The organism is Paenibacillus sp. FSL R5-0766 (assembly GCF_037971845.1).
Classification (GTDB): domain Bacteria; phylum Bacillota; class Bacilli; order Paenibacillales; family Paenibacillaceae; genus Paenibacillus.
The window spans coordinates 5,463,825-5,481,159 of sequence record NZ_CP150227.1 but is presented as its reverse complement, the minus strand read 5'-3'; the positions used below and the strand labels follow the sequence as shown (position 1 = coordinate 5,481,159).

Annotated in this window: 13 protein-coding genes and 2 tRNA genes; 11 read left to right on the top strand and 4 right to left on the bottom strand. The window is 45.0% G+C overall.

The features are described 5' to 3' along the window. Positions 1-51: 51 nt before the first annotated feature. A complete protein-coding gene (locus tag MKY66_RS23760) occupies positions 52-351 on the top strand; it encodes a hypothetical protein (protein WP_017692581.1) in 300 nt (99 codons plus the stop codon). A gap of 31 nt (positions 352-382) precedes the next feature. Further along, positions 383-739 carry a hypothetical protein gene (locus MKY66_RS23755; protein WP_076211283.1) on the top strand — a complete coding sequence of 119 codons (357 nt, stop codon included), beginning with the start codon at positions 383-385 and terminating at the stop codon, positions 737-739. Positions 740-925: 186 nt separating this feature from the next. Here the strand turns inward: MKY66_RS23755 and MKY66_RS23750 are convergent, their stop codons facing one another. Beyond that, positions 926-1,219 carry a DUF4870 domain-containing protein gene (locus MKY66_RS23750; RefSeq protein WP_017692583.1) on the bottom strand — a complete coding sequence of 98 codons (294 nt, stop codon included), beginning with the start codon at positions 1,217-1,219 and terminating at the stop codon, positions 926-928. A gap of 441 nt (positions 1,220-1,660) precedes the next feature. On the opposite strand from MKY66_RS23750, the gene MKY66_RS23745 reads away from it, so the two are divergent. The 3 genes from MKY66_RS23745 (at position 1,661) to MKY66_RS23735 (ending at position 7,057) form a co-directional block, all read left to right on the top strand. Next, positions 1,661-1,734, top strand: a tRNA-Arg gene (locus tag MKY66_RS23745). 198 nt (positions 1,735-1,932) lie between these two features. Beyond that, entirely contained in the window at positions 1,933-2,703 is a 771-nt protein-coding gene (locus tag MKY66_RS23740) for a class I SAM-dependent methyltransferase (protein ID WP_076217265.1), read from the top strand. 394 nt (positions 2,704-3,097) lie between these two features. Next, positions 3,098-7,057 (top strand): S8 family serine peptidase, encoded by a 3,960-nt coding sequence (locus tag MKY66_RS23735; RefSeq protein WP_076217266.1) that lies wholly within the window; start codon positions 3,098-3,100, stop codon positions 7,055-7,057. Positions 7,058-7,185: 128 nt separating this feature from the next. On the opposite strand, the gene MKY66_RS23730 is transcribed toward MKY66_RS23735, so the two are convergent. Continuing rightward, on the bottom strand, positions 7,186-8,022 hold the full coding sequence (locus tag MKY66_RS23730; protein ID WP_339807183.1) for an MFS transporter: 837 nt from the start codon (positions 8,020-8,022) through the stop codon (positions 7,186-7,188). Between the two features lie 176 nt (positions 8,023-8,198). Between MKY66_RS23730 and MKY66_RS23725 the strand changes: the two genes are divergently transcribed. Continuing rightward, positions 8,199-9,485, top strand: coding sequence for an IS110 family transposase (locus MKY66_RS23725; protein WP_339807176.1), 1,287 nt, complete (start codon positions 8,199-8,201; stop codon positions 9,483-9,485). A gap of 290 nt (positions 9,486-9,775) precedes the next feature. Here the strand turns inward: MKY66_RS23725 and MKY66_RS23720 are convergent, their stop codons facing one another. Both MKY66_RS23720 and MKY66_RS23715 read right to left on the bottom strand, forming a co-directional pair. After that, entirely contained in the window at positions 9,776-10,228 is a 453-nt protein-coding gene (locus tag MKY66_RS23720) for a hypothetical protein (protein ID WP_339806136.1), read from the bottom strand. Between the two features lie 768 nt (positions 10,229-10,996). Beyond that, a tRNA-Arg gene (locus MKY66_RS23715) sits at positions 10,997-11,070 on the bottom strand. Between the two features lie 326 nt (positions 11,071-11,396). Between MKY66_RS23715 and MKY66_RS23710 the strand changes: the two genes are divergently transcribed. The 5 genes from MKY66_RS23710 to ispG all read left to right on the top strand — a co-directional run bounded on the left by MKY66_RS23710 (position 11,397) and on the right by ispG (position 17,172). Next, positions 11,397-12,239 (top strand): hypothetical protein, encoded by an 843-nt coding sequence (locus tag MKY66_RS23710; protein WP_256704391.1) that lies wholly within the window; start codon positions 11,397-11,399, stop codon positions 12,237-12,239. Positions 12,240-12,377: 138 nt separating this feature from the next. After that, complete coding sequence (gene tig, locus MKY66_RS23705; RefSeq protein WP_076216931.1) at positions 12,378-13,718, top strand: trigger factor; 1,341 nt, start codon at positions 12,378-12,380, stop codon at positions 13,716-13,718. A 379-nt stretch (positions 13,719-14,097) separates the two neighbouring features. Next, positions 14,098-14,688 (top strand): ATP-dependent Clp endopeptidase proteolytic subunit ClpP, encoded by a 591-nt coding sequence (clpP, locus tag MKY66_RS23700; protein WP_076216932.1) that lies wholly within the window; start codon positions 14,098-14,100, stop codon positions 14,686-14,688. Between the two features lie 12 nt (positions 14,689-14,700). Beyond that, positions 14,701-15,954 carry an ATP-dependent protease ATP-binding subunit ClpX gene (clpX, locus tag MKY66_RS23695; protein WP_076216933.1) on the top strand — a complete coding sequence of 418 codons (1,254 nt, stop codon included), beginning with the start codon at positions 14,701-14,703 and terminating at the stop codon, positions 15,952-15,954. 120 nt (positions 15,955-16,074) lie between these two features. Further along, positions 16,075-17,172 (top strand): flavodoxin-dependent (E)-4-hydroxy-3-methylbut-2-enyl-diphosphate synthase, encoded by a 1,098-nt coding sequence (ispG, locus tag MKY66_RS23690; protein WP_076216934.1) that lies wholly within the window; start codon positions 16,075-16,077, stop codon positions 17,170-17,172. Positions 17,173-17,335 lie beyond the last annotated feature (163 nt).

The following is a 17,335-nucleotide window of genomic DNA, read 5'->3' as shown; positions in this document are numbered from 1 at the left end:
CTAGTTCTAGGGACAACGGCCTCAACATGCCTGTGAAGGAGAGAACATGCAATGGACAGTATGAAGTATTATGTGTCTGTCATGGGCCGCTCCGTTATTCCAGATCCGTCGGTAACATCATATGAATGGATCATTCAGGCAACGCCGCAGGAAGCGGAGCAATTACTGGGACTGCTGAGCCTCATGCAGGAAAAGGAGGAAGAGGCCTTTCCTGGCATGGTATTCCCATGGCCAGATACACCGGAGGAGTCCGTAAACCGAGCTTATGAAACGGTATTACAACAGGTGTATCGGGAGATTTATCGATTGGGCACACCAGAGACACGATACCAGATTGAACAAAGTACATGATAAGCACAAAGGAAAAGGAGCGCGATAACGAATGTATGCCATTCAAGATGCCAAAATACGCAGATTAACCGAGGTAGATGGATTGTCTTGTGCAGAGGTTGAAGTGCAGCCTGGAAATGCCGGAGACCCGTCATTACTTGTATACGTGGCCTCCACTCAGCCCGGAAATTCGCTGGAAGTTGTTCGGATTGTACGCAATCACTCCGATTCGGCGATCGACTGGTATAACAATAATATGCATACTGCATTTGAAGAGGCGACAGATACCGCATTTGAGAACAGTGAAGGTATGACAGTCGAAGAAGATAAAGCTCGGTTTCAAAGTGAATTGTTCGCCTTTGGTTTACTGGGTCCAACACTCCAGCGTTATCTGATCGGGCAAGCTTAACAGGTAATGCTCCAGCAATACATGTGGTGTTAGCGGAATAGAGTTCGATGTTGAGTTATACGTAGACAATGACCTGTTGCTGTTGCTGTTGCTGGGTTGCTGTGACTGCATCTGTAACTGGAAAAACCCGCCGTTGTTGAACGGCGGGTTTTGTTACGCGATGGTCAGATCAGGTGGAGATGTTGATCAAGCATACTCGCGCAGCACTTGAATCCCTTTGACCACGTTGTACACAAAGCTTAATCCGTAAATCACAAAGAATAGAATGACAAACCCGACGGCGGAACCCAGACTATGCGCAGTCACGAAGAAATAAAATAACGGAATGGCAGCGAGAAAGGGGAATACATGTGAGAATAAGGCGCGTTTTGCATGTCCCTCAATGTAATCATCCTTGGCAACAATCCATATAATGATGGGAAACAGGAACGGAGCAAAGAAAATACTGAAATAGGATAGGGCTGATAAAAGTTGTCTCATGACGATTCTCTCCTTCAATGGAACATTGAATGTATGTATGCAAAAGATTACCCAGCAATTCTGACATTGAAAATGTCTGATGTTAATCTTACTCTAAATGTCCCAATCTCCTCAATATAACCTGGTTCAAGCTATCATATTCTCAAAGGGACTGGAGTATGAGAATAACACCGAAAAGTACATTTATCGCCTTTGATTACGAATGATGCCTAGTGGCATCATCAACATCGAATATGGAATTCAGCCGAAATGTCCGTTGCTCACGTAGTTTGCCTACGCTCCGCTACTCCATTTCTAGCTTCATTCCATCTTCTCGGTACTGAAAACCGGAGTTTTTGAGACCGCATTTAAGTATAATTATTAATTTTTTTATAAAACTATTGAAAAATATAGAAATCAGAGTATAATAAGAACCGCGCCGAAAATTTATTATACATATTTGTCTCAGTAGCTCAGCTGGATAGAGCAACGCCCTTCTAAGGCGTCGGTCGGGGGTTCGAATCCCTCCTGGGACGTAAAGAACAAGAAGCTTCCTTCGGGAAGCTTCTTCTTTTTCGTTCAGGGGAAGAGAACCCCAATGGTTCGTCGGAGCATCCGCTTCGTTAGCACTTTTATTGGTTATACCTATAAACAATATAGAATCTATATATTTAAAGAATAAGCAATTCTGTGCCACAATGAGGATATCAATAACGAAAGCGACGGTGGTATCCATGAAATCATTAAATCAATGGCAAGCAGATGAGTATGACAACAAACTGGCTTTTGTGTCCGGATACGGCAAAAACCTGATCTCATGGCTTCAACCCCAAAAAGGGGAATATATCCTTGATCTGGGTTGCGGGACGGGGGATTTGACGCATGAAATTTCTCTGGCCGGAGCTGAAGTTATTGGCATGGACGCATCGCCAGACATGATTCGCCGAGCGAGGGAGAAATTTCCTGAACTTGAGTTTGTGGAAGGGGACGGTCATCAGTTTGAGACGAATAGACTATATGATGCTGTTTTCTCCAATGCAGCCCTGCACTGGATGCGAAGTCCGCGATTAGTGGTCGATAGTATATGGAAATCTTTGAAGCCTGGAGGGCGTTTTGTAGCAGAATTCGGTGGTAAAGGGAATGTGCAGACCATTGTGAATGCATTAGAGCAGGTTATGGAGCGAAATACAGGCATTCGTGCTTCAGAACGCAATCCCTGGTATTTTCCTTCGATCGGAGAATATAGCCATATTTTAGAGCAACGTGGATTTGTGGTGCGTCATGCCTATCACTATGACCGTCCTACCAGATTGGAAGATGGTGAGCAAGGTATAGTAGGCTGGTTGACTCATTTTGGAGGGGACTATTTTGAGGGTCTCAGTCATGAAGAGATACAACAAATATGCAAGGAAACCAGTCAGATCGTGATGCCACACCTTTGGAAAGATGATGCCCTGTATGCTGATTATAAGCGTCTGCGTATTGAAGCTGTGAAGCCAGAATAAAGTAAAATTTTGTGAATATAAAGCAATTTTATCGATGTTAAACGAATTATCGCAATCCTTTATATGCTAACCACGCTTCACCTATACACCAGGAATCTCTTTCGGATAAAGAGGCTCTTGGTTTTTTTTGATGCATTATTTTAAAAGTGGAATATTCAAACGACAAATAATTACAAATGGGTAATTTTATCATACTCAAGACCCATATAAGTAATTTCTATATCATATTTGTAAGTATTTAGAAGGAAAATGTGGTATTTTGATAGAATAATTTACCAAGGGTCAATCCTTCTTGCAGATAGGCGGTGAAATTGGAGTGTGTATTGCAGTACGCACAAACAGCAGGAACCCATCATTTGGTGAGGTATTCACATTTAAAAGGAGGGGCTAAGCCTTGAGTAAACGATTGATATCCACGTTATTAAGTGTTCTGATGGTCTTTTCCATTATTCTCCCCGCGGCTGGAGCCGCTCCCGCAGATTCAGTTATTCAGCTTGAGAACTTACCCAGTACAGCCGAAGCCAAACAATGGAGAGAGATTCTTGCAGGACGGGAAGCAAAACTTGCCGCAGATCCATTTTTGGATAAAAGCTTGGAAGGCCTGGGTGGAGAGAACACTCGAGTGATCGTTGAGCTTTCCAATAAACCTGTTGCAGTAGCGCAAGGTGAATCAACCCTCTCCGGAAAATCTTTTACCTCCTCTATGGAAACAAAGGCTGTGACTCAAGTTGAGCAACAACAACAGTCATTTGTACATAGCCTCACTCAGAAGAAAATCAAACATGAAGTATTGGAAGAATATGCATATGCCCTGAATGGTGTAGCGATTGAGCTAAAAGGAAACCAAGTGGGACAATTGCTTCAAATACCTGGCGTGGTCAGCGTATATCCTGACCTTGAAGTTACAATAGCGCCTGAGACAGATGAAGTGAACCCGTACATGAAAGACACAGCGCCTTTTATTGGTGCACCTGAAGTATGGGATCTGGGTTACAAAGGAAATGGCATTAAAGTGGGTGTCATCGATACAGGTATTGACTATGAACATCCTAATTTGCAGGAAGCCTACAAAGGTGGATGGGATTTTGTTGGAAACGACAATGATCCGTATGAAACAACATATCAAGAATGGAAAGGATCGGGCGAGCCTGAGCTTAATGAGCTTGGAAGCCCCTATTACACATCTCACGGTACGCACGTAGCGGGTACCGTTGCTGCTCGCGAAGCGGGGGACTACGGTATTGTTGGTGTGGCTCCTGAAGCAGATATCTATGCTTACCGTGTACTTGGACCGTATGGTAGTGGTCAAACCTCATGGGTACTCGGCGGAATTGATCGTTCTGTTCAAGATGGCATGGACGTAATCAATCTCTCGTTAGGTAACGCCGCCAACGACCCGAGTTATATTACTTCAGTTGCCCTTAACAATGCGATGTTGTCTGGTGTGACAGCGGTTGTGGCAAGTGGTAACAGTGGACCTAACCGTTATACACTCGGATCTCCGGGTGCGTCTGCAATGGCCATTACGGTAGGTAACTCTACAGGACCTAGCCAGGTGATTACAGCCGATACTCACTTCTGGATTGGTGAGGAAGGCAAAGAGACACAACCTGAACAACAACCGGTGCCAGAGGTTGAACAATCTCCTGAACTGGGTACAGCACCTGGAACAGAAGCACCAGAAGGTTCAGAGCAAGGTGTACCCGCAACTGCTATTGAGGAAAGTGCAGCAGCTGTGGAGGACACAGTTTCTAACGAAGCTGAAGTTCCGAATGTAGAAGAGGTTACAACAGAAGAAAATACTCCATCTGTATCACCTTCTGCACCCGTTGAAGCTTCTCCTGAAGCTGCTCCTGTGGAAGAAGCGTCTGTAATTGCTCCGACTGAAGCTCCACTGGCTGTTACAGAGTCGGTTTACCGTCTGGATCTGATGGGATGGAGCCTTTCAGCAGACCCTGAAACTGTTTTGACTGGCAAATATGAGCTTGAATATGCAGCACTGGGTAAGCCAACTGATTTTGAAGGCAAGGATTTTACAGGTAAAGTGGCATTAATACAGCGTGGTGAACTCGCATTTGTAGAGAAAATCGCCAATGCTAAAGCGGCTGGAGCCTTGGCTGTTATTGTATATAACAACATTCCCGGTCCAATCGGTGTAAGTCTGGGAGATAACTTTGAACTTATTCCAACACTGAGCATGTCCAAGGAAGATGGAGATGTGATCAAGGCTGAGCTGGACGCAGGCCAAGCCGTTGAAGTGAGCTTTAGTGATTTTGAACGTTCCCAAACTCCGGGTGATGAAATGAATTCATCCAGTTCACGTGGACCTGCTAAGGTCACACTGGACATCAAACCGGATATTGTTGCACCAGGTACAAGCATTTTGTCTACGATTCCTGCCTACGGCAAGGATGAGCCGGACGCAGATTACGCACAAGCTTATGATCGTAAATCAGGTACAAGTATGGCTACACCTCATGTAGCAGGTTTGATTGTGTTGCTGATCGAGAAACATCCGGAATGGACACCATTTGATATCAAAGTTGCACTGATGAACAATAGTAAGGTGCTGGATACAACCAAGTTTGATGTATTTGATCAAGGTGCTGGCCGTATTCAGGCTGTTAATACCATTGATCCTGCGGCTTTTGTCAAAGTGCTTGATGTAACTCAGTACACAGAAAGTGGCTCTGTTGTTGAGAAGGAGAATATCACCGGAAGTATCAACTATGGTAATTTCCTGAGCACAGATGAAAAGACGATTACCAAAACGATTAAAGTTGAAGCGCTGAATGGTAGTGGCGGGGATTACACCGTAAATGTGAATCCAACTCGTAATGTCGCTGGTGTATCCGTTGCCGTAGACAAGAGTTCCTTTACATTGAATGGTGAGGAAGAACTTGCAGTAACAATCACCGTTCCAAGAGGGGTTACTGCGACTACAGAAGCACAAGGATACATTGAGTTCTCAAACGGAACCAATACTTTTACTGTGCCATATGTTGCTCATTTCAACGTTACGTTGAGTGGAGTTAAGTATATCGAAACCGTAAAAGGCACTGAGAAAAATCCATTCCACTATCCATTGAAGGCTGATGGTACGTTGGATACGCTGAATGTTGCGATGGAATTCTATAATCCGATGACATTTGCCCTGATTGAGGTCTATGATGGTCTTAATCCGGAAGGTGGATATTATCAAGATGGTTATATCGGCTCCATCTTTGGTAACTATTTTAACTTCAATGCCAATGCAAGATACAACCTTGCTTGGGACGGCTCCTATGCAGATTACACAACCGATGAAGTGACTGAGATTCCGGATGGTTTATATACGGTAGACATCACTACTATTGGTACGGACGGCAAAACCTATAAGGAAGACACTTCGCCATTTTTGGTAAAAAAGACAGCTCCGGCTGTAACTGCACCAGAAGCGTTGGAGTTCAAAGAGGATGAGCCTGTTGTTCTTAATGGTAGCGTGGAAGACTTGTACTTCCGTGTAGCTCCTGCGCTTGCCAGCGGATGGGACATCACGTTTGATCCGGCCGCTTCCCTGGAAGCAACGTATGTTGTGAAAAAAGAGGATGGTTCGGTTTATAAAGAAGGAGTCTTTGAAGTACAAGCTGATGGCAGCTTCAGTCTTCCTTTGGAGGGGATTGTAGCCGGTGAGTATGCTGTTGAACTTACAGTAAAAGACCAACAGGGGCTTGCGGGCACAGCCAATACGGCACTGAAATTGGAAGCCGTGGAGACTGAACCTGAAACTCCGGCAACCAAGGCCCCAGGTACGCCTGTGTTGTCTCACAATAACTGGGTAGGCAACGGCCTGCCAGAGGGCTCGTATATCGTTACAATGAACCTGTGGTGGGGTGAGAACGGAACTAGCTACAAGTTATATGAGGACGGGGTTTTGATTGATACGCAGAAGCTGACTTACAACGCACCTTGGGCGCAGTTTGCTCAGACGAAGATCACGGGCAAAGCCAATGGCACGTATACGTACGTGGCTGAGCTGACCAACGACAAGGGAACAACGCGGAGTCAGACGTTGACTGTTCGGGTTACCAACGCTACGCCAGGCAAAGCGGTTCTCTCTCAGGATAACTGGGATGGCGATGGAAAATATAAGGTGACCATGAACCTGTGGTGGGGGACCAACGCCACAGAGTATCGTCTCTATGAAAATGATAAGTTGATTGATACGCAAGAACTCCGTTCGGCTACACCTAATGCGCAAAGTGCTGTGACTACACTGTCCGGGAAAGCATCGGGCACGTATACGTATCGGGCAGAATTAATTAACGCAGCCGGAGTGACCAGCACAGACACGATTAAGGTAAAAGTGAAGTAAGTTCATCCCTCATTGAAATTGATTAAAATTGATTAAATTAATGAAGGAATTGTTTTATGCATAAACAGCCTCCATCCTGATTTGCAGGATGGAGGCTGTTTTGTTTTTTTTATAAATGAATTGTATGACTAACCGATCATTCTATTTTTGCTGGCCTGAATCCCTGCGATTAGCAAAGCGATGGCCAGAATGACTTGTATTAGCAACGGCAGGGTCCATCCTTTTGTCCAGTCATGAAGCATGCCGAACAGTAGAGGTCCTAATGCCGCAAGCATATATCCGAAGGACTGGGCCATACCGGACAGGCTGGCATCTTGTCTGGCATCTTTTGTGCGAAGGACGAAGAACATGGTTACCATGCCAAATGAAGCTCCAGCACCTATTCCTGCCAACGTGACACCAATGGTAACGAGCGAAGTGATGCCACTTAACAATAAAGCATACCCGACAATCAAAGAAGAGCACGTAATCGCGGTTAGAACACGCTGATCTCGCGTTCGGCCGGCGAGGATTGGAACGATAAAGGTAGCCGGTACACTAACCATCTGCATTAGGGAGAGCATCCACCCTGCTGAGGTGGGACTGAATCCTTGCTCAGCGAGAATCTCGGGAAGCCAGGTAATCGTTGTATAGAATATTAGAGATTGCAGACCCATAAATAAAGTAATGAACCAGGCAAGGGAAGAGGTCCGTAGACGTACAGGCGTCCCTTCACTCTGTGTGGCTATGAATAACATTCGCTGACGTCCTGCGGCGATCTGGGGGAGCCACAAGAGAAGCGCCAATATGGACAACAAGGCCCACATGCCTAACGAAGCACGCCAACCCATAGATGTGGCTCCTGCTACGGGTACACTCACACCTGAGGCGATGGCGCCAAATATGTTCATGGATACAGAGTATAATCCGGTGACGATACCTACTCGCAATGGGAAATCACGTTTGATCAAACTTGGCAAAAGCACGTTGCTTAATGCAATGCCGCACCCCAAAATTGCGGTTCCTGCATATAAGGAGCCATTCCTGTAATGAAGTAATTTGAGCTTTGAATGAAAAATGCGCCTTTAGTATACTGGGAATCGTTGTTCCGACCAAAGAACAATACCCACACACGAAAAGAGGCGCACAAATGAAGTATAAGATGAAACAGAAACAGAATCAACGTATTACGCGAATTACAGAAGATACGCTAGTCATTGGAGCAGACATTGCCAAAAAGATTCACGTAGCTAGAGCGGTAGATTTCCGTGGCATTGAATTAGGAAAAGACTGCGTGTTCTACAACGATCAGGAAGGGTTAACTAGGCTAGTAACATGGATGAAAGAACTTCAGGAGGTTCATCTGAAAACGGACATTGTTTTCGGAATTGAGCCTACCGGGCACTACTGGTTTCCGCTAGCCGCTTTCCTGGAAGCTCGAGATATCAAGATCGTCATTGTGAACCCGCATCACGTAAACAAGAGCAAGGAACTTGAGGATAACTCGCCGACGAAGAGTGACTATAAGGATGCCAAAGTCATTGCAGATCTCATTCGAAACGGGAAGTACTCGGAGCCCAAATTGCCGGCAATGGAATATGCCGAACTACGCATCCTCATGAATTTCCGTGAGAAGGTTATGGTGAGTTTAAACCAAGTCAAGGCACGTGTGCATAATTGGTTCGACCGCTATTTTCCAGAGTATTTGAGCGTGTTTAAAGATTGGGAAGGCAAAACTTCCTTGATGACCATGCGCCAGTTTCCGACACCGGAAGAGATCGTCTCTACAGGCGCCAGAGGCGTTCTCGCACACTGGAAAACGGAAGTGAAGCGTGGAGTTGGTATCAAGAGAGCGGAAAAGCTCTTTGCAACAGCCGGGATATCCATCGGGCTTACCGAAGGGTTACGAGCTGCGAGACTGGAGCTTCTGAGCTTGCTCGACCAGTATGAGCTTTTCTCTAAACAGGTGGAAACGACCATGAAACAGGTCATGGATATCTTGAGTGAGATACCGGGAACGACGCAGATGTTGAATATCCCAGGCGTTGGCGCGGTTACCGTTGCAGGATTTCTGGCTGAGGTTGGCGATCTGAGTCATTACGACCACGGGCAACAAATCATCCGGTTGGCGGGCTTGAATCTAAAAGAAAATAGTTCTGGTAAGCGTAAGGGTAAAACGGGCATTACCAAGCGTGGACGATCTCGACTAAGAGCCCTATTGTTCCGTTGCGTCATGCCAATGGTAGCTAAGAATGAGGAGTTCAAGGCCCTTCACAAGTATTTCACAACACGAAGTCAAAATCCGCTGAAGAAAAAGCAGTCGCTCATCGCGCTCTGCGGCAAACTGATACGCGTCCTGCACACGCTGGGGACGAAGGAAATAGAGTACAACGCAAACGAAGTTCTTGGTCCTGTACGACAAGCGCAGTTACAACAGATTGCAGCTTAGTTCAAAGAATCAATAGCCTGAAATCTCCACTCGTTCACAGATGTATAACGAGACAATTGAAGCACCGGAGAAGCCGAAGAATACCATTCCATAAGGGCAACGACCCCGTTTAGGAGCAAGAATCGGCCTCCACCCCTTGGCAGGTAGAACGAAGGAATGTAAGGGCAATGACCCCGCGTGACATGGGAGGGTGAACCCCGAGGGAGATGTGGAGATCCACTGTGCGATCATAAGCATGACCACAGTTTGGATAAAAAATGGAGTCCAAGCTCTGTTCCCGTCACCGGTCATTACAGCAAAATCTGGTTCTGAACCAATATTCCTCCATCAATCCAAGATGTCGAGGTTGTAAATCTACGAATGGACGAGAAAACAGGCGAAAACGTTACTTTATAGTGGGAGAGAACGGAAGGCAACAAACGTAAGGCCACCCCAATGGTTACAATCATAACAGCCAATAGCAGAGCAGATTCGAGTCCTAACCGCTTGGCAAGACGTGGTACAAAAGGAGAGACTGCTGCAAAGGCGAGCAAAGGAAGTGAGGTCAGAAGCCCGACCATTGTATGGCCGATACCTGTATCTGAGCGGATCATCTCCACAACGGGACCCGTTGCAGTGATCGGTGACCTCATGGTAGCGGCGATGACGATAATGCCTGCTAACAACAGGCCGAATCTTTTGGATGTTGAAGAATGTTCTTCCTCAGTATGGATAGATGAGTGTTGCTGTATTGATGATGACATTGATAAAATCTCCTGTTTCCAAAGAAGTTAATATGTATGGATTGTTACATAATCCACTCCGTAAGCATAACATTCTATGTCAATATTGAGCAATGAAATGAAAAAACACCCAATCGACAATGGGTGCCTTGACTAACCTGTGAATTCTAACGAATCCACGAGGTCTTATAATGGGTAAAACTGCTATTTTCAGATTCTAACGAAACTCAGCGACGTTAATCCAGGCTATGAAGCGCAAATAAGTGAGTTAATACCCCGGAATGGTGAAATAAGTTCTCTAAGGTTCGTTAGAATTCCACAATGCTGAATTGGGAGCAAATAAAGTGTCCTATGTTCGTTAGAACATCGATACTTCAACGTGTTGCTTATAGAGTGAGCAAATGCGGGCGCTCCAATACAGCGACATAGAGCATGTAACGAAGTGAACGCTCCGACGAACCGTTGGTGTTCTCATCCCCAGAACGCAAAAAAAGCTTCCCGAAGGAAGCTTCTTTATAATACGTTCCCAGGAGGGATACTCTCCTTGCAGTCGAGACTGCGAAGTAGTGCTAACGAAGCGAATGCTCCGACGAACCGTTGGTGTTCTCATCCCCAGAACGCAAAAAAAACTTCCCGAAGGAAGTTTCTTTTTAATACGTCCCAGGAGGGATACTCTCCTTGCAGTCAAGACTGCGAAGTAGTGCTAACGAAGCGAATGCTCCGACGAACCATTGGGGTTCTCATCCCCAGACGCAAAAAAAGCTTCCCGAGGGAAGCTTCTTTTTTTTACGTCCCAGGAGGGATTCGAACCCCCGACCGACGCCTTAGAAGGGCGTTGCTCTATCCAGCTGAGCTACTGAGACATGAATTTTTTCAAGCAAAATTGATTTTATCATATGCATACAGGAATATCAAGTATTTTATTTTAAACTATTTTTCGTATATGATATTTGGCGTCAGTAACGTTTTTTTCATTATATTTAAGGTTATGTTAGAATATCAGGAGAACTCAAAAAAATAGATCAACAATCGTTTTAATATATATCTATTTAGGTTGATTCCAACTGGAGATTCAGGATATAGAGGAGGTGCTCCCATTAAGGAATCCACGACCCCGGAAACCGAGCATAACAACAATATTGTGCTGTTTCCTAAGACGCTGGACTATTACCAGATTCAATTGACAGTTATGCTTGAAAATGAACGGTATGGTGAAGCGATGAAATTGCTTCACTTTTTGCTGCAATGTCAGGGACAGGAAGAGCGCCATTACGATGAATGGCGGGCCCTGCTCGAATGGCTTCAGGCTGCGTTTCCACAATATGAAGAAACCTCGCCTGCTGTTCTTGAAGAACGAGAAGAGGAAGAAGAGATTAGTGAGGAGGACATGGCACGGCAGCATGCCCGAATGAAGCTTGAACAGGATGATGGCTATGCTGATAAGATGCTTCGCACAGTAATGGAAGAGCCGCTGTCTGAACAGACGATGCTGGCTTTGGAGCAGCTGGCCTATCTTGATCTGCCGAAGATTGACGAGGCACTTACCAGTTGGTTAAAAGAGAAGTCGCTTCACCCTCTGCTTCAATTTCGGGTGTTGCAAACCTTGCGTCGACGAGGTGTTCAAGGTATGATCCTGTTTACGAGAGGCGAAGAGCAGGTTGAAGTCGAGATCGACACCGTGCCTCTTAAACCAGAGGAATTCCCGCTCCAGATCGTTCAGATTTTGGAACGAGTGGCAGATCAGACGGAGGTTCATGAACCTACGCTCTTTTATTTTGCTCAGGAGTTATGGATACAATATGTCATGGCCGTGTATGGAACTCGTGATTATGTATCCATGTTGGAAGAAAATGATTCCATGACAGATATATGGGCAGCAGCTCTACATATGACCGTTGCAGACAGTCTGGGTGGCTCGCATGATGAGGAAAATACTCGCTCAATGTATGCTGTGACAGGGGCAATGCGCTTTCGGCTGGAGCAGGCTTATCGTTCCATGAAGCAGTTTGTATCTGCCGGATTGGATGGTTAATAGAGGCCGGAAACGTTTTCCTTAAACCGTATCAAGGGATTACCCTTGAAAAAGAATCTAATCTTGTTTATACTAAAATGGTTATTTTGTACGTGATTGCCTACGTGAACATGTGAATTTTGGAGGGGAAAGTATACAATGAAAGCAACTTGGGAAAAGATAGAGAAGAACCTTGGGGTTCTTGAGGTTGAAGTGGATGCAGATCGTGTAACTGCAGCACTCGACAAAGCTTTTAATAAAGTGGTTAAACAAGCAAACGTACCTGGATTCCGTAAAGGTAAAGTACCACGTTCCATCTTCGAAGCACGTTTTGGTGTAGAGAGCCTTTATCAAGAAGCAATCGACATTTTGCTTCCTGAAGCCTATACAGAAGCAATCGACCAAACGGATATCTTCCCGGTTGATCGTCCTGACGTAGATGTTGAACAATTCGCTAAAGGACAAACTTTCAAGTTCAAAGCAAAAGTAACTGTGAAACCTGAAGTTACTCTTGGTGAGTACAAAGGAATCGAAGTTGCTGTAGCAAAAGGTGAAGTAACTGACGCAGAAGTGGCTGAAGAACTTGAGCGTCTTCAACAACGTCACGCTGAACTCGTTGTAATCGACGAAGGTTCCGCTGCTAACGGCGACGTTGCAGTAATCGACTTCGACGGTTCCGTTGATGGTGTACCTTTCGAAGGTGGACAAGCTGAGCGTTATTCCCTGGAACTGGGTTCCAACACATTCATCCCTGGATTTGAAGAACAAGTTGTGGGTCTGTCCACAGGTGACTTCAAAGACGTAGAAGTGACTTTCCCAGAGAGCTACCATGCAGCAGAACTTGCTGGCAAACAAGCGGTATTCAAAGTGAAAATTCACGAAATCAAACGCAAACAGCTTCCTGCATTGGATGATGAGTTTGCTAAAGATGTTAGCGAATTCGACACACTTGAAGAGTACAAAGCTGACCTGAAAACACAATTGGAATCCCGTAAAGCTGACGAAGCCAAAGCTGCACAAGAAAACGCAGTTGTAGAAAAAGTGGCTGAGAACGCTGAAGTGGACATTCCTGCTGTAATGGTTGAGAGCGAAGTACAAAACATGATGCGTGATTTCGATAACCGTTTACGTAACCAAGGTATGAACCTTGAAATGTTCCTGAGCTTCTCTGGCCAGACTCAAGCTGACCTGAGAGGACAAATGCAAGAAGATGCTTCCAAACGTGTTCGCAACAACCTGGTGCTTGAAGCTGTAGGTAAAGCGGAAAACATTGAAGTATCTGACGAAGAAGTGAATCAAGAACTCGAGAAAATGGCTGAATCTTACAAGCGTCCTGCTGATGAGATCCGTGGCATCCTCGAAGGTAATGGTTCCCTGGACAGCCTTCGCGATGAAGTTAAGCTGCGTAAAACGATTGACGTTCTTGTTGAGAACAGCACAGTTGTTGAACCGGTTGAAGCTCCAGCTGAAGAAGTTGTTGCAGAAGCTGACGAAAAATAAGACAAGCTATTATCAACTTGTCAGTTGAATAAACGATAAGGCACGTGAATTATTGCGTGCCTTATTTTTAAATTATGACATCCATTTTATAGAAAATGAAGTAATTATATGGATGAACACTAATTTTATTGATCCCTGTACACTTTTTACATACCTATGTACTTCATGCAAATAAAAAAAGGCAATACGGCATAGGATGGCTTCAATTTGCACATACATAGAAAACATGGTTAAATATGATCAGGCTAAAAAAGTAAACAAACGGATGTCTGACTCCTCTTGTGAAAAATGACATTGTCACAGGAAAGTGTTAGAATGAATTTGGGTTTGCTTTACAGGTGGCCTATGTCTAATTACATGTAGAAAAGAGGTTGGTCTCATGAGTCTGGTGCCAATGGTTATAGAACAAACCAATCGAGGCGAGCGGTCTTACGATATATATTCACGTTTGCTGAAAGATCGCATTATCTTTCTAACCAGTGCGATTGATGACGATGTAGCCAATCTTGTCATAGCACAGCTTTTGTTTTTGGCAGCCGACGATCCTGAGAAGGATATCAGCTTGTACATTAACTCACCTGGTGGTTCTGTCACCGCAGGGATGGGTATATACGATACGATGCAATTTATCAAGCCGGATGTATCTACCATTTGCGTTGGGATGGCAGCAAGCATGGGCTCGTTATTGCTGACAGCCGGTGCACCTGGCAAGAGATATGCGCTGACAAATAGCGAAGTAATGATTCATCAGCCGCTTGGCGGCATTCAAGGACAGGCTGCGGATATTAAGATACACGCAGAATGGATTATTAAAACACGTCAGAAACTGAATCAAATATACGTCGATCGTACGGGTCAGTCTCTTGAGAAAATTGAGCGGGATACAGACCGTGACTTCTTCATGAGCGCTGAAGAGGCTAAGACGTACGGCATTATTGACCAGGTGCTCAGTAGACCGATCAATTCCTAAAGGGGTGGTTTCATGTTTAAATTTAACGATGAGAAAGGGCAACTGAAATGCTCTTTTTGCGGTAAATCTCAGGAGCAGGTGCGTAAGTTGGTCGCTGGACCAGGCGTGTACATTTGTGATGAATGTATCGAACTTTGCACCGAAATCGTTGAGGAAGAACTCGGTCATGATGAAGAAGTAGACCTCAAAGATATTCCAAAACCAAAAGAGATTCGTAATATCCTTGATCAATATGTTATTGGACAGGAGCAAGCGAAGAAGTCATTGTCTGTTGCGGTGTACAATCACTACAAACGGATCAACACACAAAGCAAGATTGAAGATGTTGAACTGTCGAAGAGTAACATTTTGCTGTTAGGACCTACGGGTTCTGGTAAAACGTTGCTTGCGCAAACGATGGCAAAAATTTTGAATGTTCCTTTTGCTATTGCGGATGCTACGTCATTAACAGAAGCGGGTTATGTAGGTGAGGATGTAGAGAACATCCTGCTCAAACTGATTCAAGCTGCTGATTATGATGTGGAAAAAGCAGAGCGTGGCATTATTTATATCGATGAGATTGATAAAGTAGCGCGTAAATCCGAAAACCCATCCATTACTCGTGATGTATCGGGCGAAGGTGTGCAACAGGCTCTCTTGAAAATTCTTGAAGGAACTGTGGCTTCTGTACCACCACAAGGTGGTCGCAAACACCCTCATCAAGAATTCATTCAGATCGATACAACAAACATCCTGTTCATTTGCGGCGGTGCCTTTGATGGTCTGGAGCAAATGATCAAACGCCGGATCGGTAAAAAAGTCATTGGCTTTAATACCGTTTCTGAGCAAAAAGATCTGAAACCAGGTGAATACCTGGGTATGGTATTGCCGGAAGATTTGCTGAAATTTGGTCTGATTCCGGAATTTGTAGGCCGTCTGCCAGTCATCTCCACTTTGGAGCCACTGGATGAAGATACGCTGGTACGGATTCTTTCCGAACCAAAAAACGCGCTTACCAAACAGTACCAAAAACTGCTTGAGCTGGACAATGTGAATCTGGTATTTGAACCAGCTGCATTGCTCGCGATTGCAAAAGAAGCAATTAAACGTAACACAGGTGCACGTGGATTGCGTGCCATCATTGAAGGTATCATGCTTGAAATCATGTATGAAGTGCCTTCACGTGATGATGTTACGAACTGTGTCATTACCGAAGAAGTTGTTGAGAAAAGAGTCGTGCCTGAACTAAGCCAATCGAAGGACGATAAGCAGGAAGAGAGCGCCTAATAAAGGCCTGAATCCCGTTGAACTCTGAAATATAGACTTGTCAGTTCTCCACTTTGGCAGAAGGCGAATTCATGTCTCTGTCAGGGTGGAGCTTTGACGTTGTGGGGAGAGAAATCACTCATGTATTTAAGACAGGATACACGTCCCGTGAAAGTGGGAAACGTAACGATCGGTGGCAGTAACGAAGTCATTATCCAAAGTATGTGTACAACCAAAACGGCAGACGTTGAAGCAACGGTTGCAGAGATTCTGCGACTGGAAGAAGCGGGTTGCCAAGTGGTACGTGTAACGGTTAATAATGAGGAAGCTGCCGCAGCCATCAAGGAAATCAAAAAACGCATTCATATACCGCTCGTAGCGGACATTCATTTCAACTATAAGCTGGCTTTGCTTGCGATTGAGAACGGCATCGATAAAGTTCGGATTAATCCAGGTAACATCGGTAAACGTGCGAAAGTGGAAGAAGTGGTTAAGGCTTGTAAAGACCGCGGCATTCCGATTAGGATTGGAGTAAATGCGGGTTCTTTGGAAAACCATCTCCTTGAGAAGTATGGGTATCCTACGGCAGATGCTATGGTAGAAAGTGCATTGTATCACATTGGTATTTTGGAAGAACTTGATTTCCATGATATCATCGTGTCACTCAAAGCATCGGATGTGCCGATGGCGATTGAAGCTTATACCAAAGCAGCTCAAATCATTCCGTATCCGTTGCATCTCGGGATTACCGAAGCAGGTACACTGTTCTCCGGTACGATCAAAAGCTCCGCAGGTATGGGAGCCTTATTGTCCATGGGTATTGGTTCAACGATGCGGATCTCACTGAGTGCGGACCCGGTAGAAGAAATCAAGGTCGCTCGTGATCTGCTCAAAACATTTGGACTCATTACAAATGCAGCTACATTGATCTCCTGCCCAACGTGTGGACGATTGGATATCGACCTGTTCTCCATTGCCAACGAAGTGGAAGAGTATATCTCCAAACTGAAGGTGCCGATTAAAGTATCGGTGTTGGGTTGTGCGGTTAATGGTCCAGGTGAGGCCAAAGAAGCGGATATCGGGATTGCCGGTGCTCGTGGAGAAGGTCTCTTGTTCCGTCACGGCAAGATGATTCGTAAAGTGCCTGAAGAAATCATGGTTGAGGAATTAAAAAAAGAGATCGACAAAATCGTCGAAGCCTACGAAGAGACAGGTGTTATTCCTGGTCGTTCGCACTGATTGATTCATATCTTGTTACAGCAAAAGCTCGCCAGCGATGGCGGGCTTTTTATTTTCTCGCATACAAATTCCGCATCGCCCGTTTACGTCGCGTTGAAAAGGCTATACTACCAAGTATTAGCATGATCTCATATGAGAATAGCGACAAAATAGGAGGATGTGA